Annotated in this window: 15 protein-coding genes and 1 pseudogene; 13 read left to right on the top strand and 3 right to left on the bottom strand. The window is 38.4% G+C overall.

Translation table 11 applies throughout. The features are described from left to right. Positions 1–652 precede the first annotated feature (652 nt). Positions 653–964, bottom strand: a complete 312-nt coding sequence (locus CIB29_RS01315) for a hypothetical protein (protein WP_198543698.1) — start codon at positions 962–964, stop codon at positions 653–655. A gap of 284 nt (positions 965–1,248) precedes the next feature. Here CIB29_RS01315 and CIB29_RS01320 point away from each other — a divergent pair, with 284 nt between their 5' ends. Both CIB29_RS01320 and CIB29_RS01325 read left to right on the top strand, forming a co-directional pair. Further along, positions 1,249–2,163 carry a carbohydrate ABC transporter permease gene (locus CIB29_RS01320; protein WP_094546025.1) on the top strand — a complete coding sequence of 305 codons (915 nt, stop codon included), beginning with the start codon at positions 1,249–1,251 and terminating at the stop codon, positions 2,161–2,163. A gap of 50 nt (positions 2,164–2,213) precedes the next feature. Continuing rightward, the gene (locus CIB29_RS01325; RefSeq protein ID WP_094546027.1) at positions 2,214–3,209 is read left to right on the top strand and encodes an endo-1,4-beta-xylanase; all 996 of its coding nucleotides are present in this window, start codon (positions 2,214–2,216) and stop codon (positions 3,207–3,209) included. A gap of 18 nt (positions 3,210–3,227) precedes the next feature. Here CIB29_RS01325 and CIB29_RS01330 read toward each other — a convergent pair whose 3' ends face one another. After that, positions 3,228–4,184 carry a transposase gene (locus CIB29_RS01330; protein ID WP_242965025.1) on the bottom strand — a complete coding sequence of 319 codons (957 nt, stop codon included), beginning with the start codon at positions 4,182–4,184 and terminating at the stop codon, positions 3,228–3,230. A gap of 157 nt (positions 4,185–4,341) precedes the next feature. Here CIB29_RS01330 and CIB29_RS01335 point away from each other — a divergent pair, with 157 nt between their 5' ends. The 6 genes from CIB29_RS01335 (at position 4,342) to ltrA (ending at position 13,201) form a co-directional block, all read left to right on the top strand. Next, on the top strand, positions 4,342–6,276 hold the full coding sequence (locus CIB29_RS01335) for a sialate O-acetylesterase (RefSeq protein ID WP_094546029.1): 1,935 nt from the start codon (positions 4,342–4,344) through the stop codon (positions 6,274–6,276). 253 nt (positions 6,277–6,529) lie between these two features. Beyond that, positions 6,530–8,617: an alpha-glucuronidase family glycosyl hydrolase gene (locus tag CIB29_RS01340; protein ID WP_094546031.1), complete on the top strand. Its 2,088-nt coding sequence runs from the start codon at positions 6,530–6,532 to the stop codon at positions 8,615–8,617. A gap of 5 nt (positions 8,618–8,622) precedes the next feature. Then, positions 8,623–8,847 carry an SDR family oxidoreductase gene (locus CIB29_RS01345; RefSeq protein WP_198543699.1) on the top strand — a complete coding sequence of 75 codons (225 nt, stop codon included), beginning with the start codon at positions 8,623–8,625 and terminating at the stop codon, positions 8,845–8,847. Between the two features lie 28 nt (positions 8,848–8,875). Then, the gene (locus tag CIB29_RS01350; protein ID WP_094546033.1) at positions 8,876–11,044 is read left to right on the top strand and encodes a glycoside hydrolase family 3 C-terminal domain-containing protein; all 2,169 of its coding nucleotides are present in this window, start codon (positions 8,876–8,878) and stop codon (positions 11,042–11,044) included. Positions 11,045–11,635: 591 nt separating this feature from the next. Continuing rightward, positions 11,636–11,836, top strand: a complete 201-nt coding sequence (locus CIB29_RS01355; protein WP_094546035.1) for a hypothetical protein — start codon at positions 11,636–11,638, stop codon at positions 11,834–11,836. A gap of 96 nt (positions 11,837–11,932) precedes the next feature. Next, a complete protein-coding gene (gene ltrA, locus CIB29_RS01360; RefSeq protein ID WP_094546037.1) occupies positions 11,933–13,201 on the top strand; it encodes a group II intron reverse transcriptase/maturase in 1,269 nt (422 codons plus the stop codon). Positions 13,202–13,374: 173 nt separating this feature from the next. Here the strand turns inward: ltrA and xylB are convergent. Then, positions 13,375–14,481: pseudogene (xylB, locus tag CIB29_RS01365) on the bottom strand (xylulokinase); the annotation flags it as partial. A gap of 353 nt (positions 14,482–14,834) precedes the next feature. Between xylB and CIB29_RS01370 the strand changes: the two are divergent. The 5 genes from CIB29_RS01370 (at position 14,835) to CIB29_RS01385 (ending at position 17,892) form a co-directional block, all read left to right on the top strand. Further along, positions 14,835–15,611, top strand: a complete 777-nt coding sequence (locus tag CIB29_RS01370; protein WP_094546041.1) for a LuxR family transcriptional regulator — start codon at positions 14,835–14,837, stop codon at positions 15,609–15,611. A gap of 165 nt (positions 15,612–15,776) precedes the next feature. Then, a complete protein-coding gene (locus CIB29_RS18815; protein ID WP_198543700.1) occupies positions 15,777–15,950 on the top strand; it encodes a hypothetical protein in 174 nt (57 codons plus the stop codon). A gap of 48 nt (positions 15,951–15,998) precedes the next feature. Then, the gene (locus CIB29_RS01375; protein WP_094546043.1) at positions 15,999–16,217 is read left to right on the top strand and encodes a hypothetical protein; all 219 of its coding nucleotides are present in this window, start codon (positions 15,999–16,001) and stop codon (positions 16,215–16,217) included. 203 nt (positions 16,218–16,420) lie between these two features. Then, a complete protein-coding gene (locus CIB29_RS01380) occupies positions 16,421–16,981 on the top strand; it encodes a hypothetical protein (RefSeq protein ID WP_094546045.1) in 561 nt (186 codons plus the stop codon). A 548-nt stretch (positions 16,982–17,529) separates the two neighbouring features. Further along, positions 17,530–17,892 (top strand): hypothetical protein, encoded by a 363-nt coding sequence (locus tag CIB29_RS01385; RefSeq protein WP_094546047.1) that lies wholly within the window; start codon positions 17,530–17,532, stop codon positions 17,890–17,892. The last annotated feature ends 41 nt before the right edge of the window (positions 17,893–17,933 follow it).

The raw sequence follows: 17,933 nt of genomic DNA on the forward strand, positions 1-17,933 counted from the left end.
GGTAGTGTCAAAAGTTCTATGAAAACATGAAGTTGAGCTACCAATAATAACAAAAATTGTAATGTTGTACATTGAGATTTAAATACTGAAGATTTGCACGAAGAAGGAATGTGCCATGGCATGTTCCTGAATGGCGAGGTACTATCTAATAGACCTATGGAGTTTATGGATAACCCGCCCGGGGCATGGATAACCTGTGCACAAAGCATTGACAACGAAAAGCATGTTGCCAACACTTTGCACACAGGTTACCCACACCCCTAAAAGCAGCGGGTTACCCACAAACTCCACAGGTCCGGTGACTACTGCTATATCATTTTTTGATTTATTTATATAGAGAAAATGATTAAGCTGATTGTTGTGTTTTAATATAGGCCTGTGGCATCTTAATAAGTATCTGCCATCTGGCAGGCATATTGGGAAGTGCAGATAGTTCTTCCAATACTACTGGAACTTTACCTTCCAATGTTAAGTGTGGTCTTAGAAAATTAAAATAGGCAACAAAAGACATTGAGTTAAGTTTGTTAAGGTAATATGGACATTTAGGATTCTTACACTTATGGATATTAAAGTCCTTACGCTGCTTTTGTTGAGTAAGAACCTTACCACAGTGAGGGCAGCAGAATAAAAGGTTTTTGAGATAGTAGTTCTTCTAATTGAAGGTACACTCACAAACCTTGCATAAATACTGACCTCTGCCGCCTGTATTATCGTACAGGTAATCATGAGGGGCATTACACCCGGGGCAGGTTATAGTTTCAGGGACAGTAGAAGGTTTCCTTCTCTTCACTGGGGTAATGAGTTTGCCAGTAGCTTTAAGCTGATCAGCAATAAGCTTTTTGTAATCAAGTTTCTCAAGGGTTTTAATAATAGGCATTTCATCTACCACAAGCTTACGGTAGGGTTTTTTAACAGGCTCATCGGAATACTTGCGGGGAGAGTGTTTGCCAAGAACGCAACACATAAGATATATAATAATTTGATATTGTAATTGAATGTATAGTAGTAAAACTGATATAATGTTGTTCAAAGGTACTTATCTCCTTTCTGGGGTGTTAGTCTTCACAACAACCTTATACCAGATAAAAGGGGGAAAGTACCTTTCTCTTTTCAAATCTATACATTCTCAATTTCCAATTTTATAGGGGTAAGATAAATTTTAAATAAAAGTCAATAAAATCAAAGGGTACAGGTCAAAAGTTGATAAAATTTTTGACACTACCAATTGTACCGAAGGGAGGAGATGTAATGCAAACAACAAAATGGACTAAGATCGAAGATGTGCTTTTTAATACTTTTAACACAATTTTTATGATTATGCTTGTCATTATTACGTTGTATCCCTTTGCTAATACAATTGCAGTTTCTTTTAATGAAGGCTATGATACCATTAGAGGAGGAATTTACCTGTGGCCAAGAAAGTTTACACTGCAGAACTATAGGGCAGTCGTTGCAACAGGTACAATTTATCACGCGTTTTATATTTCACTAATGAAAACAGTTTTATGTACAGTTTTAGGTGTTTTTTTTAGTACTATGTTGGCATATACCTTAAGTAGAAAAGAATATGTATTTAGAAAGATGATTACTACGGTATTGGTTATTACTATGTATTTTAGTGCTGGGTTAATACCGGGGTATCTTTTGATTAAATACCTTGGACTGTTAAATAACTTTTGGGTATATGTTTTTCCTTCTTTGATCAGTGCATTTAACGTCATTGTTATTAGAACATATATAGGAACGCTTCCGGAAAGTCTTGTAGAATCTGCAAAAATAGATGGCGCAGGAGACTTTCGAATATTTTTGCAAATCATATTTCCATTGTGCAAGCCGGTGCTTGCAACCGTAGCACTATTTATTGCGGTAGGCGCATGGAATTCATGGTTCGATACGTTCTTATATGCGCCGGCAAAACAGAGTTTAAGCACCATTCAATATGAACTGATGAAACTTCTTGCCTCTACCACAGCTACCAATACAGATCCGGCACTTCGAGCAGGAGCCTTGCAGGGAAGCGAAGAAATCTCAAAGGCAATGGTTACTCCGGCATCAATCAGAGCAGCAATAACAATTGTTGCTGCAACCCCAATTTTGATTGTGTATCCATTCTTACAAAAATATTTTGTTATTGGGCTAAATGTTGGTAGTGTAAAAGAATAGCTTGAATTTAAATCAGAATAGCACAAAATAGGGATGAAAGGAAGAATATAATGAGTTGTCAGGTGCAATCACTTTGGGAAGCATACAAAGATTTTTTTCCGATCGGTGCTGCAGTCAATGCAGAGACAGTAAAAACCCATGAAGAACTTCTTATAAAACATTTCAACAGTCTGACTGCTGAAAATGAAATGAAGTTTTCATCCCTCCATCCACAAGATGGTGTATATGAGTTCAAAGATGCAGATTTAATTCATGACTTTGCTAAAAGGCATAATATGAAGTTGAGAGGACATACTTTTGTTTGGCATAATCAAACACCGGAATGGGTATTCAAAAATGAAGATGGTACCAGTGTATCTAGAGACCTTTTGCTAGAACGGCTAAAGGCCCATGTTCATGATGTAGTGAAAAGATACGGCAATGATGTTTATTGTTGGGATGTAGTAAACGAAGCAGTAGAAGACAAAACAGCACAATATTTAAGAGATACAAAGTGGCTGGAGATAATAGGGGAAAGTTATATTCAAAAAGCCTTTGAGATTGTGAATCAAGCAGCTCCTGAAGCCATGCTTTTCTACAATGATTACAATGAATGTGTTCCTGAAAAGCGTGAAAAGATATATAAGCTTGTCCGTACTTTAAAAGAAAATGGTGTGCCAATACATGGTATAGGTCTGCAGTGCCACTGGAATATTTTTAATCCTTCATTTGATGAAATTCAAAGAAGTTTAGAAAAGTATGCCTCTTTAGGGTTGAAAATTCAAATTACAGAGATGGATATTTCTGTGTTTACCTTTGAGGATCAGAGACGGGATTTGACAGAGCCTACAGCAGAAATGATTGAAAAACAAGCATCCCTATATGCCAAGGCATTCAAACTATTTAGAGAATATAAAGATGTGATCAATGGTGTAACTTTGTGGGGTGTTGCAGATGATAAAACTTGGTTGGACGATTTCCCAGTTCGAGGCAGAAAAAATTGGCCATTGCTGTTTGATGTAGAACATAATCCCAAAGAAGCTTTTTACAGAATTGTTCAGTTCTAAACAACCTATAATTCGTATTCATAAGTTTGAATTTCTGGAATTCAAAGGGATTAGAGCTCTTTGGAATTTAAACTCATCTAAAAGCAAGGTATAAGTATCACATGTATCAAAAATAGAATCACCAAGGAAAGTATGCGGTTTAAAATCCGGATGAAGGTTAAAGAAGTCTGCAAGCACTGGTTTAAGGGATTTGGAATCACTAATAGATTTATCTTCTTCAGGAGAATCTGATTTTTTGTCAATGTGCATTTCAGGATGTTTCTGTTTGAAGTCATTATCTAAAAAAGCAATATGTCTTGGAATGCCGAGGCCGTTAGTGATAATGCCAAACTTGTAGACATAGCAGAAATAGCCATTGATGTAGAGCTGCTTGATTTCACTGTTGGCAGAGGCGGAGGAAGGCATAAGGCCATAAGCCATTTTGTATACATCAACATCAGGATTGTCTTTGTAGAAAGCCTTAAGCTTTTTAATGATAGAATTTATGAACTTGGGATTATTCTCGGTTACAAAGGCTTCAATACCGGAAGTATCATAGGCGATAGTGGATGCAAGAGTAGGATCAATTTTCTGACAAATAGGTTCTGTAATATCCACAAGGTAGTTAAAAAGGTGTTCAAGATTGGCAGCGAAATCTTGTTTGAACCGTGTAAACTGAGAGTTGTGAGGAACGTCTGGAAGACCGCAAAACTCACGGGCTTCACGGCACAGAGTAAGAAAAATAATAAGTAGAGAAACAGTAGGGATGCCGAGAATTTTCTGCAAGATTAATGCTGCAAGCATGGAAGCGAGTGAATATGTACGGTCTCTCCCCAGAGTCTTGTGGTAAGCCCAATAGAACTCTTGTGGTATGAGTGAAGATAAATCGAGGTGTTTTGAGAGTAACTCAAGAAAATTTGGTTTATTATTTTGGAAAACATCTTTACATTCTTCGTAAGTGTCAGAAAATGAAATTTGATTAAAAAGTTTTACCATTTGTTTTCCCCTTTCTTTTGTGTGAAATGGATTGGTTACCTATATTTTACACCAAATAGAGGGGAAAACAATTAAAATATTACGCTGGAATGCAGGTATATCAAGTGTTTTAGCATTCCGCAAATGACTAAAACTTAAATATACTTAGGGGGTATTTATGAAGTTGAATATAAAACATCATTATGAATCAACCATTATTCCGAAAAACATTGCTCAGATCAGGCTTCCACGTTTAATAAGCGATGGCATGGTTCTACAAAGAGATGCCAGGGTAAAGATTTGGGGATGGGCTGGTGCAGGTGAAAAAGTAACAATACATTTTATCGATAGAGAATATAGTACCACAACAGATGCAGATGGAAAATGGATGGTAATGCTTCCCGCATTGGAAGCAGGTGGACCCTACAAAATGGAGATCAAAGGCAGTAACACTATCACTTTAAATAATATCCTCATAGGTGATGTATGGGTTTGTTCTGGTCAATCGAACATGGAGCTTCCCATGGCCAGGGTAAGTGATCTTTATGCTGAGGAGATTGCTCACTGTGACAACCCTGCCATACGGCAGTTTATTGTTCCCGACAGATATGATTTTAAAGTACCACAGCAAGATCTGCAGGAAGGCAGCTGGGAATCTGCAAATCCTGAAAGTATTCTTAAGTTTACGGCGGTAGGTTATTTTTTTGCAAAAGCATTGTTTGAAAAATACCATGTGCCCATCGGTTTAATTAATGCAAGTGTAGGTGGGTCGTCGGTCGAAGCATGGTTGAGTGAGGAGGCCTTACAGGCTTTTCCGGAGCACCTAGAAACCGCAAAGAAATTTAAGGACGACACCTATCTTAATAAAATCAAGAAAGAAGATGAGATGATCAGTAGTACTTGGTACGATCATTTAAACCGGCAAGACCAAGGATTAGCCAATGCAGAAGGAGAAATACCATGGTTTGATATAAGTTATGATGCTTCGGCATGGCCAACCATGCAGTTGCCTGCTTACTGGGAAGATGAGGGATTAGGGCATCTGAACGGGGTTGTATGGTTCAGGAAAGAAATTAATGTCCCCTCTTCCATGATCGGTAAACCCGCAAGGCTTTTGTTGGGTAGGATTGTGGATAGCGATACTGCCTATGTGAATGGCACTGTTGTAGGTACAACTTCATATCAATACCCGCCTAGAAAGTATGATATTCCTGAAAACCTGCTTAAAGAAGGGAAAAATGTTATTGTCATTCGGGTTATTAATAAATCCGGTCAAGGTGGGTTTATTAAGGATAAGTCATACCACCTGTCTGCAGGAGGGCAAATAATTGACTTAAAAGGTGAATGGCAGTACAAGGTAGGAGCTGTTGTTGACCCATTACCCGATCCCACCTTTTTTCAGCATAAACCCTTGGGTTTATTCAACGGCATGATTGCCCCGATCTTAAATTATGCCATTAAAGGGGTGATATGGTACCAGGGTGAATCAAATACTTCAAAGCCTTTGGGATATCATAAACTGTTTTCCACTCTGATCAGCGATTGGAGGGTAAAATGGAATCAGGGAAATTTTCCGTTTTTGTATGTACAGCTAGCAAATTACATGCAGGCTAACGACCAGCCTTCTGATAGTAACTGGGCTGTACTGAGAGAAGAACAACTGAAAATGCTTGCTGTTTCTAATACTGCAATGGCTGTTACTATTGATATTGGTGAATGGAATGACCTACATCCCTTAAATAAGAAAGATGTAGGTAATCGGCTTGCGCTCGCAGCTCAATATGTGGCTTACGGGGATAATAAAGTAGTTTATTCCGGTCCAATTTACCAGTCTATGAAAGTTGAAGGGGGCAAAATCACTATCACATTTACAAATACCGGCAGAGGGTTAGTTGTTAAAGGAAACGGTGATTTGAAACATTTTGCCATTGCCGGTCCTGACAAAAAATTTGTCTGGGCTGAGGCAAAGATAAAGGGTCATCAAGTCGTGGTATGGAATGACCATGTGCCTAATCCTGTCGCTGTTCGTTATGCGTGGGCCGATAATCCTGAGGGTGCTAATTTGTATAATAAGGAAGGCTTACCGGCCTCTCCATTTAGAACGGACGAATAATTTGACAGCACAATGATTTTAATGAAGAATTGATTAAGTTCCTAACGATAGACTGGAAGAAATGGCGGGCAAAGCGACCGAGACAATACTGTTGGGTAATTTTGTAAAGCTTGATAAAGAAGATGTTGTGAAAATTTTAAAATTAGCATTTTAATTGATGAGATTTAAAGAGCCTTTTTACAGAAGTGTTCAGTTATAGATAACCTATTTTATTTAATTTAACAAAACGAATACTAATAAAGGAGAATTTGTTATGAGTGATTTGAAAAATACTGAAATAAATGAGACATACAGTATGTATGATTGTTGGCTAAAATACCGGGTAGATTTAAGTTTAGAGTTCATAGAAGAATATAGAAAGTTATGCAGATATATTGTGGTATATGAAAATCAAAGACTCATAACTTCAGCTTTAAATGAGCTGAAGACAGCAATAAGAAATATTTTTGGTTTTGAGCCAGAAGTCTATAATAAGAGCATTGACGCTCCACATATATTAATCGGGACAACTGAAGATATCGAAGAAGTTGGGGTGGAGTTAAGAATAGAATGCAAGCTGGGAAGAGAGGGATATATTGTTCAACATATTCAGAAAGATAATCATCAGGTATTATTAATCATGGGAAATGATGAAAGAGGAATTCTCTATGGTATATTTCATTTAATCAGATCTATTTGTATAGGTAAATGTATAAAAGATACAGAGATTATAGAAACACCTAAAAATAAATTCAGAATCATTAATCATTGGGATAATATTAGCGGAGATATAGAAAGGGGTTACTCAGGTAAATCGATATTTTTTGAAAATAATCGTATTATTAAAGATGTTAGCAGGATAAAAGATTATGCCAGATTGCTTGCCTCGGTAGGCATAAATGGTGTAGTGATTAATAATGTTAATGTACACAAATATGAAACACGTTTTATAACAGATGATTACCTTCCAGATATAGCAAGGATTGCTGACGTGTTTAGAGAATATGGAGTGCAACTTTTTCTTAGCATTAATTTTGCAGCGCCAATAGAAATAGATGGCCTTCCTACAGCTGACCCTCTTAATGAGGATGTAAGAAAGTGGTGGAAGAAGGCAGTAGAAAGAGTATATAAGTATATACCTGACTTTGGTGGTTTTCTTGTAAAAGCAGATTCAGAGTATAGACCAGGCCCCTACACATATGGAAGAAATCATGCTGAGGGTGCCAATATGCTGGCGGAAGCCTTAAAACCTTTCAATGGAATAGTGATATGGAGATGTTTTGTATATGACTGTCAGTTAGATTGGAGAGATCGTTCGAAGGATAGAGCAAAAGCGGCTTATGAAAACTTTAAGCCATTAGATGGTCAATTCATGGATAATGTGATTTTACAGGTTAAACATGGGCCTATGGATTTCCAAATTAGAGAGCCTATATCACCCTTATTTGCTGCAATGGAAAAGACAAATCAAATGATGGAGTTTCAAATTACTCAGGAATATACCGGACAGCAGAAACATCTTTGTTATCTTGTCCCAATGTGGAAAGAATGTTTGGATTTCGATATATACGCAAAGGGAGAAGGTTCCTATGTAAGTAAGATAGTAGATGGAACCTTATTTGGAAGGGAATATGGTGGTATTGCAGCTGTATCAAATATTGGTGACAGCAAATGTTGGACAGGACATCCTCTTGCGCAGGCAAATTTATATGGGTTTGGGCGTCTTGCATGGAATTCTGAACTAACATCAGAAGAAATAGCTGAAGAATGGATAAAGCTTACCTTCGGAAGTGATAAAGAAGTAGTTGACACAATAATGTCGATGTTATTGGAATCAGCAAGTGCTTATGAAAAATACACGGTTCCTCTAGGAATTGGCTGGATGGTAAATCCGGGCCACCATTATGGGCCAAATGTTGATGGATATGAATATTCACCATGGGGTACTTACCACTATGCAGACTTTAGAGGTATTGGTGTTGATCGTACAGTAGCAACTGGAACGGGATACACCGCTCAGTACAAGGAACCGCTTTATAAGATGTATGAATCAATAGAAACCTGTCCGGAAGAACTCTTATTATTCTTCCACCATGTTCCATATACTTATGAGTTAAAGTCAGGTAAAACAGTAATTCAGCATATTTATGATACTCATTTTGAGGGTGTAGAACAAGTTAAGAAAATGAGAGAAAAATGGGCTTCTCTTCAAGAAAAGATTGATAAAGAGACCTTCGAACTTACACTTAGCAAATTTGATATTCAGGTTAAGGATGCTAGAGAATGGCGAGATGTTGTTAATACTTATTTCTATAGGAGAACAGGTATTAAAGATATACATGGAAGAAAAATATATGAATAGGGTATATGTTGCAAAAGAGGTGTGGTCAATATATTACTTGTGATGTTTTAAATGTTGAGAGTGTTAAGGAAGCAGAAAAGATTATATCACATACGCCTATGAGAAGATTTGGTAAACCAGAAGATTTATTAGGAACATTAATATGGCTTTGTGATGAAGAAGCATCTGGATTTGTTACTGGAACAGTTACACCGGTAGATGGTGGATTTATGGCATATTCAGGTGTGTAAGATAATAATTGTTAGGGAGAGAATAAATATGTCAGAAAAATATCCTTTTATGAACCCAGATTTGTCCATAGAAGAAAGAGTAAAAGATTTAGTATCTAGAATGACTTTAGAAGAAAAGGTATCTCAAATGCTACATAGTGCACCGGCTATTGAGAGGTTAGGAGTTCCGGCATACAATTGGTGGTGTGAATGTCTGCACGGAGTGGCCAGAGCCGGTGTGGCTACAGTTTTTCCACAGGCGATTGGAATGGCAGCTGCCTTTGATGAGGAATTAATATATGATATTGCTTGTGTTATCTCTGATGAAGCAAGAGCTAAGTACCATGAATTTCAGCGGCAAGGTGACCATGGTATTTACAAAGGGCTTACTTACTGGTCTCCTAATATTAACATTTTCCGTGATCCTAGATGGGGACGCGGACATGAAACTTATGGAGAAGATCCATATTTGACAGGAAGATTAGGTGTAGCCTTTGTCAAAGGATTGCAGGGTGATGATCCGAAATATCTTAAACTGGTAGCAACGCCTAAGCATTTTGCGGTACACAGCGGTCCCGAAGGATTACGGCACGAATTTAATGCAATTGTAAGCAAAAAAGACATGTATGAGACTTATTTACCTGCGTTTAAAGAATGTGTTAAAGAAGCTAAAGCCGAATCGATTATGGGAGCATACAATAGAGTCAATGATGAACCTTGTTGTGGTAGTAAGACATTATTGCAGAACATTTTAAGGGATGAATGGGGATTTGATGGTTATGTGGTGTCAGATTGCTGGGCAGTACAGGATTTTCATTTGCATCACCATGTTACTTCTACGTCGGTAGATTCAGCAGCTATGGCAGTCACTAATGGTTGTGATTTAAACTGTGGGTGTACGTTTGCTAACTTATTGGTAGCCCATAAAGAAGGATTGATTAGTGAAAAAACTATCGATGAAGCTGTGAAGCGATTATTTAGAGCTAGATTTAAACTGGGCATGTTTGATCCGGATAAAATGGTGCCATACGCTTCTATTCCATATGAAGTTAATGATTGTGAAGAACATAGAGAATTTGCAGTGGATGTAGCTAGAAAGACAATGGTACTGTTAAAAAATGAAAATAACTTACTGCCGTTGGATAAAAATATCAAATCTATTGCAGTAATTGGACCAAATGCTGATGATAGAGAAGTGTTGTTGGCCAATTACTCAGGAACACCTTCTAAATATGTAACGCCACTTGAAGGTATCAGATCAAAAGTTTCAAAGCAAACCAGAATATACTATGCACTTGGATGTCATCTCACAAAAGAAAAAACCGGAACTTTAGGTACAAGAAAAGATCGGTTTGCTGAAGCAATTAGTGCAGCACAAAAGGCTGATATAGTAGTAATGTGTCTAGGATTATCAGCTCAAATTGAAGGAGAGCAAGGGGATGTCTCCAATTCGGATGCAGCAGGTGACAAAGTCAATCTTGATTTACCAGGGTTACAGCAGGAGTTGTTGGAAGAAATTTATAAAACCGGAAAGCCGATTGTATTGGTATTATTAAGCGGAAGTGCATTGGCAATCAATTGGGCGGACGAACATATACCGGCTATATTGCAAGCATGGTATCCGGGAGCAGAAGGTGGAAGGGCTATAGCAGATGTACTGTTTGGTGATCATAATCCGTCCGGTAGGCTACCAGTTACTTTTGTAAAATCCATGGATGACCTGCCACCTTTTGAAGATTATAGCATGAAAAACAGAACATACCGCTATATGACTAAGGAAGCCTTATATCCCTTTGGTTATGGACTCAGTTATACCAGATTTAAATATACCAATCTTAGAATTGATAAAGAGGTTATTAATATTGGAGAGCTAGTGCAAGTCAGTGTGGAAGTAGAGAATGTAGGTGACTGTGTGGGGGATGAGATTGTACAGTTATATCTCAAAGACATGGATGCCTCTGTAGATATCCCAAATTATCAGCTTCAAGGGTTCAAACGGATTACTCTTGAACCCAATGAAAAAATAAAAGTTACCTTTACAGTGAGTCCGCGGCAAATGGCGTTAATTAATGAAGATGGTAAGTGTATTCTCGAACCGGGAGATTTTAGGGTGTATGTCGGTGGTAGTCAACCGGATTCCAGGAGTGAAAAATTGATGGGACAGAAAGTTAATTTTGTAGATTTTAAAGTACAAGGAAACGCTATTGAGCTTGGGTGACAGGGGACGGTTCTGTGTCACCTTCGTAATTATCTGTATTATAGAGCCTAAATATAAGCATTATATTACGAATGATTCATATATTTATTATTATTTAGAAGAGGATAAAAAATTAGATTAATAAAAGGAATAGGTAAACGTAAAAGACCTATTCCTTTTATGTTCGTCCGGCATGTTTACTGAGCCGATGGGTTGAAAGAAACCCTGTCACCTAACCAGCGGGAAGACAACCTGTAAGCAAGGGCGTCACTGGCCAACGGTGAGGTCTGAAGGAAGCTGAAGGGGGAATCTGGAACATAGCGCAAGCGAACCGAGGTTGGCTCGTCAGGTGGGTAACCTTGCATAAAGTGGGAAAGCCCGAAAGCTGGATAACCTGAGGGGTTAAGACGGATGCGTTCAGGTTCAGGCAGGTAAACTTAACCGGAGAAGCCCGGCATCATCCCTCAGAGAGGGTAGGCCCAAACAAGTGGAAACACAAGTGCGGGACGAAGTGATGTGGGGTGGCAGATGACTCCGTAGTAGTGACAAACTCTCGGCCAATGAAAGCTGGTAACAGACCGGAGGACAAAACCGGGAGGGCACTGCACCCAGTTGCAGTGGGGTACAGCAAGCCAAAAGCAGCTGTACTTGCGAAGGGAGGAAGATAAATCAAAGAATGCAACCAAAGTAGACAAAGGACGGGAAGAGAAGACAACTTTGGCTGGAAGGCCAAAGGGAACGGCTGAACCGGGGGGTGACGAACCTGCTGGGCAGTACGTCCGCTCAGCCGGAGTAGAGTGGCTGGAGAGGTAAGATTGCCAATGAGCTAGAGACGCCCGGAAAGCACATGAAGGAACCGGCGCGAAATCCTGAACTACAGAGGAAGCATAGCGAAATGGGGTGAAGTGATTGAAGAAATGGTATAGCCTAATAGACAAAGTATACCGGATGGACAACCTGGAAAAAGCATACAAAGCCGTTAAAGCCAACAATGGCGCCCCCGGAGTAGACGGGGAGACCGTGGAAGCCTTCGGCCAAAACCTGCAAGAAAGGTTAAGCCAACTTCAACACGAACTCAAAACCGGCATTTACGAACCCCAACCGGTGCTGCGGGTAGAAATACCCAAAGCGGACGGCAGTAAACGCCCGCTGGGTATACCCACAGTAAGGGACCGGATAGTCCAACAAGCCCTCCTAAACATCCTACAACCAATCTTTGAACCCGACTTTCACCCGTCAAGCTATGGATACAGACCTGGGCGCTCCTGTCACCAGGCAGTAGCCAAGGCGGAAATGTTCATAAACAAATACGGACTGAATCATGTTGTAGACATGGACCTATCCAAATGCTTTGACCGGCTGGACCATGAACTAATCCTGGAAGGAGTCAACCGTAGAATCAGTGACGGAAGTATCCTGAGACTGATAAAGAAATTTCTGACTGCTGGAGTAATGAAAGACGGAACATGGGAAGAAACAGACTTGGGGAGCCCGCAAGGCGGAGTTATCTCTCCCCTATTGACAAATATCTACCTGGACAGATTCGACCAGGAGATGAAGAAACGTGGCATAAGAATCGTCCGCTACGCGGACGATATACTGCTCTTTGCCCGGACCTACCAGGAAGCAAAGAAATATCAGCAGATAGCTACAGAGTTCTTGGAAAAGGAATTAAAACTAGTAGTCAACAGGGAAAAGACCCACCTAACTGACAACCAAAAGGGTGTAGCCTACCTTGGCTTCGTAATCTACTCCAAGCACGTGACAATTAGCCCCAAGAAACTGAAAAGTTTCAAGAAAAAGATACGGGAGATGACTCCCAGAAATCACGGAATGAACGTAGAGGAGATGGTCAAACTCCTAAATCCCGTATTGCGGGGATGGGCAAACTACTTCCGGATAGCCAACTGTAAGGGAATATTCAAAGAACTGATGGGATGGATAAGGCGCCGGCTGCGAATGAAGAAAATGAAGGAATGGAAAACCTGGAAGGGACTGCACAAGATGCTAAGAAGACGCGGTTACAAGGGTACATTTGAGAAAATTTCCATGACCACATGGAAAAACTCAGCCAGTCCTTTAATAAGCATGGCGTTGCCGAACAGCTGGTTTGATGAACTAGGACTAATAAACCTGGAAAAATATAATGTCGGCATTTTGCATCATTATAAGCAATAGTGACTGAGATTTATCAGGAGCCGTATACGAGGCCCGTACGTACGGTTCTGTGAGAAGGATAAAGCCGAAGCAAATTACTTCGGCTTTACCTTACTCGATTGTGATTCCATATGCAAGTTGCAAAAAAAGGGGGGGAACATGTAGTTCTTCTTAATGATAGAAATTTTATCATATTATTTAGTGTTAATTATTTCAGATATCGTTTTAAACTGATCTTTTAATGCCCGATATAGATTTCCATATACTTGATAATATTTATTATAGATTGATACGTTTTCTGCAATTGACGATTGGGTGTTAACTCTCTTTATTGCTGCTTCACAAGCTTCGGGTACGCTGGAATAAATACCTGCTCCTACACCGGCCAGCAGGGCTACACCAAGTGCCGGGCCTTCGCTGGAATTTATGGTTACGATGTCGGCGTTAAACATGTCTGCCTGCATCTGTTTCCAGAGTTTGCTCTTTCCGCCGCCGCCGGAAGCTCTGACTTCATTTACCTCTATACCCATTCCTTTGATAATTTCCATACAGTCCTTCAAGCTGTAGCTAACACCTTCCATAACTGCCCGTAACATGTCTCTGCGGGTATGGCGGGCTGATAAACCGAAGAATACACCTTTAGCATCAGGGTCAAGATGTGGTGTCCTTTCACCCATCAGGTAGGGGAGATACAGCAGTCCATCACAGCCGGGTTTTACCTTATCCGCTTGTTGGTCCATGAGATAGTATGGATCTACTTCCATTAATTCTGCGGTTTCCTTTTCAGGCATGCAGAAATTATCTCTAAACCATTTAAGGGATAAGCCTGCACCCTGGGTAACGCCCATTACATGCCAGGTATTTGGTACAGCATGACAGAAAGTATGCACCCTGCCATAAGGATCAATGGTTACTTTATCGGTATAAGCAAATACAACGCCTGATGTTCCAATGGTGGAAGAAACAATGCCAGGTTTGACGATACCATTGCCAACAGCCCCGGCAGCCTGATCGCCGCCACCGCCGACAACCGGAGTGCCCTCCGCTAAACCTGTCAGTTTTGCAGCTCTGGAAGATACTCTACCGCTTACTTCTTGTGATTCGTATACTTCAGGAAGTAAAACTTTGTCGATTCCCAACCTGGTTAATACTTCATCGCTCCATTTTCTTTCTGCTACGTTCAAGAACTGCATTCCGCTGGCATCAGAAACTTCTGTTGCAAATTCTCCGGTAAGCATAAAACGTATATAATCTTTAGGAAGCAGGATTTTTGCCGCTTTTTCATACAATTCAGGCTCATGACAGAGGGGACTGACAGAGGGGACGGTTCTTAGATTACTTGGGAAATTAGAAGTTATGTCTGTTCTGGATATATTTTAGGATAACAGGTATTAATAAAACTGCTGTTAGCAAATCGTAACAATGAGAACCGTCCCTATTGCCTCTATTGCCTTCTATTTTTGTTGTCTAGCTTATTAATTACCGTATTCGACAGATTATGGCAATTTTCGCTAAAAAGTTTCTTGTATAATAGTATCATAGTCATATTATGTTAAAAAATGCTCATAAGTATAAATTAAGATGGCGAGGATGGTATATGTTTTTTGTCTTTATAATTAATTATAGAAGGGGGAAGAAATAGGGAGGAGATACCATGGAAGAGAAGATATATTTATCATGGGACAGATGTATAAAAAATGGTCTGTCAAAGAGCATTTCAAAGCCAAAGATTAAATTACCTAGCATAGAATTTCAATCATTATATCAAAAACATAAACAACTTATCTCAATCTTTAAAGATTGTATTAGAAAGATAAAGTATTCCATTACAGGGCAATATGCTTTCATGTTAATAGATGCACAGGGTATTTTGTTGGAAGTAGATAGCAGTAAGCAGATTCAGCAGCAGTTTAAAAAATATCATATAAAACCGGGAATGTCATTTGCGGAAGAAAGCTGCGGTACCAATGCCATATCAATGGCGATGGAATTGCAAACAGCGGTATATATGAAGCCGGAACAGCATTACTGCAACTTTTTGAAGCAGTGGTATTGCTACGCAACAGCTTTACATATTGGTAGTGAAATTATAGGATATCTTGATGTATCGACTGTAGGTCAAGTAATGCAAAAAGAATTAATGGCTATTACGGAGCTATTGCCCTATGAAATTGTATATGAATTTCATAGGAAAACGAAGGGTCACAGGGACAGCAGTGATAAGGAAGCTGTCAAATTAACGTCAAGGCAGTTGGAAATTTTGCAGCTGATGGCCGAAGGACATAACGAGAAAGAGATAGCACAAGCACTGTATATTAGTATTAGAACAGTCAAATTTCATAAAGCCAATATGTATAAGATATTGGGTGTAGAACGTAGTGAAGAAGCGATAGTGAAAGCTTTGCAGAAGAAACTGATTTCTGTAGAGTGAAAAACTGTACTAAAGTACAGTCGAAATTTGGTACAAGCTATGGTAAGGTAATATTAGTAATATAATTAAATATCAGAAATATTTAGAATATCATTCCAGTAAAAGAATGCTTCTTGTCTCTAACTGATGATTTGCTATTTCGAAGGATTATTACTGATTCTTCGATTGAAAAATAGCATAAGAACAAATGAAAAGGGGGGGGAGATAAGTCATGATGCATATAAGACCTCCAAACAAAACAAACTCTCAAATATTCAGATATACCTGCCCCTTGCAAAGTCAAAAGCAACAGGAATAATGGGCACGGTTCTTGTTGATAAATTAATTGAACAGAGCTAGGAAAATAGAGGCTATGTCTGTTCTGGATATATTTTATGGTAACAGGTATTGATAAAACTGCTGTTAGCAAATCTTAACAATGAGAACCGTCCCTATTGTTTCTCTATTGTTTCCTATTGTTTCTGCGGAGAATACACATATAAACTTTTTGGAGTAAAAGATATAGTAGTGGTATATCAAAAAGATTATGAAATTAAATGTAAAATTGGCGTAGGATTTATTGATGGCGATGTAGCAACCTATACTATAAATCATTATATAAATTAATAAATACTAAATTTACATAGGCACAAAATATATAGATAAGGCATCATTAGCGTCAAGCTAAGCTAATGATGCGATATCTATAGTATCATTATCAACTTAGATATCCATAAATACCAATTTAATGTTTGTGGATATCATTTCTATTATTCAATATCTGTGAGTTTTCTGCAGAATAGTATTTTTTATGATGAGGGGAATTTATAATGGGATTTAATAGAATTTTTTGGGGGCTAATTATTATATTTATTTATGGAATTTTAAGAGTTGTTTGGTTCAATGTAATAGGATATAGTATGATATATTTTGGATTATGCAAACTTGCTTATCGTGACAATCATTTTAAGCTTGCGAGAAACCTTACTTTTTATATTTTTATTCTATCAGTATGTAGTAATATATATCAACTTTTTATTATTAAAAATGGAACAAATTTATGGATTGTTTTTGATAACTTGCTAATAGTTATGTCAATGGTTATATATGCATTTATAATATATAATATATGTAAAGGAGTATTTAATATAGCTTGGCAACAAGGACATGTTGAATTCTGTAAAGTTATTAATAATAGATATAAATTATTTTTGATATCTCATGTACTGTATATGTTTTTTGTGATATCTACTATGACTATGTCCGATAGTGCTAAAGTACAATTTTTACCTTTATTTATAGTAATAGTATTTATAGGGAACATTATATCAACAGTTTTGCTTATAGGCTTAATGCATCAGGCTTGTACATCATTATGGATGACAGGATGACAGGGGACGGATGACAGGGGACGGTTCTGCGGATGACAGGGGACGGTTCTTGTTGATAGATTACTTGAACAGAGCTAGGGAAATTAGAAGTTATGTCTGTTCTGGATATATTTTAGGATAACAGGTATTAATAAAACTGCTGTTAGCAAATCTTAACAATGAGAACCGTCCCTATTGCCTTGTTTACATGACAAGGGACGGTTCTATGTCACTTTCATAATTATCTATGTGACATGGGAACGGTTCGAAACTGCTGAAAAAGTGTTTAACTGCTCAGGGCTGCGACTGACGAACCGTCCCCATGTCGCACATGTTGCACTTTTAGCGATTTTATTTCGAAAGAATATATTTTAAATCTATAAGTATTTTTATCGGATAGAAGTAGTTATTATATCCTCCAAAAAAATGAATGACAGAGGCGTGACAGAGGGGACGGTTCTTGTTGATAGATTACTTGAACAGAGCTAGGGAAATTAGAAGTTATGTCTGTTCTGGATATATTTTAGGATAACAGGTATTAATAAAACTGCTGTTAGCAAATCTTAACAATGAGAACCGTCCCTATTGCCTTCTGCTATACTTCCTATGATTCTCTTTTAGCTTCTTATTCAAAGACATTAACTGACGCTCACTTTAAGCAACCTGATGGTCAAGGAATGGGCTTTAAACTAGACATTCAAGATTATGATTATGCAGGAGACAATACAAAAGTAGAACTTTACAGTGGTTATATGATTTTTAGAACACGTTGCCAAAATTCTACTTATACAGGTTGGTTGAGCTGCGGTGGAAACTATGCTCACCAAAAGCTTGTAGGAAGCTATTCTATAAATTGGGGTGTTCCTTCAGTGACTCCAACTTCAGTTTATGATAATTCTGATCCTACATATGTAGATTGGAAAGAATGGTAAATATTACTTATAAAAGGACAGTGCAAATTTTGCTACTGTCC

It is taken from the genome of Petroclostridium xylanilyticum (assembly GCF_002252565.1).
Classification (GTDB): Bacteria; Bacillota; Clostridia; order SK-Y3; family SK-Y3; genus Petroclostridium; species Petroclostridium xylanilyticum.

Bases quoted from the DNA above. Each gene is read 5' to 3' on its own strand.
- CIB29_RS01370 (WP_094546041.1), top strand. From the start codon at position 14,835: ATGGAAGAGAAGATATATTTATCATGGGACAGATGTATAAAAAATGGT.
- CIB29_RS01330 (WP_242965025.1), bottom strand. From the start codon at position 4,184: ATGGTAAAACTTTTTAATCAAATTTCATTTTCTGACACTTACGAAGAA.
- CIB29_RS01315 (WP_198543698.1), bottom strand. From the start codon at position 964: ATGTGTTGCGTTCTTGGCAAACACTCTCCCCGCAAGTATTCCGATGAG.
- CIB29_RS01385 (WP_094546047.1), top strand. From the start codon at position 17,530: ATGAGAACCGTCCCTATTGCCTTCTGCTATACTTCCTATGATTCTCTT.
- CIB29_RS01380 (WP_094546045.1), top strand. From the start codon at position 16,421: ATGGGATTTAATAGAATTTTTTGGGGGCTAATTATTATATTTATTTAT.
- CIB29_RS01340 (WP_094546031.1), top strand. From the start codon at position 6,530: ATGAGTGATTTGAAAAATACTGAAATAAATGAGACATACAGTATGTAT.
- CIB29_RS01325 (WP_094546027.1), top strand. From the start codon at position 2,214: ATGAGTTGTCAGGTGCAATCACTTTGGGAAGCATACAAAGATTTTTTT.
- CIB29_RS01350 (WP_094546033.1), top strand. From the start codon at position 8,876: ATGTCAGAAAAATATCCTTTTATGAACCCAGATTTGTCCATAGAAGAA.
- CIB29_RS01335 (WP_094546029.1), top strand. From the start codon at position 4,342: ATGAAGTTGAATATAAAACATCATTATGAATCAACCATTATTCCGAAA.
- CIB29_RS01345 (WP_198543699.1), top strand. From the start codon at position 8,623: ATGTTGCAAAAGAGGTGTGGTCAATATATTACTTGTGATGTTTTAAAT.
- CIB29_RS01320 (WP_094546025.1), top strand. From the start codon at position 1,249: ATGCAAACAACAAAATGGACTAAGATCGAAGATGTGCTTTTTAATACT.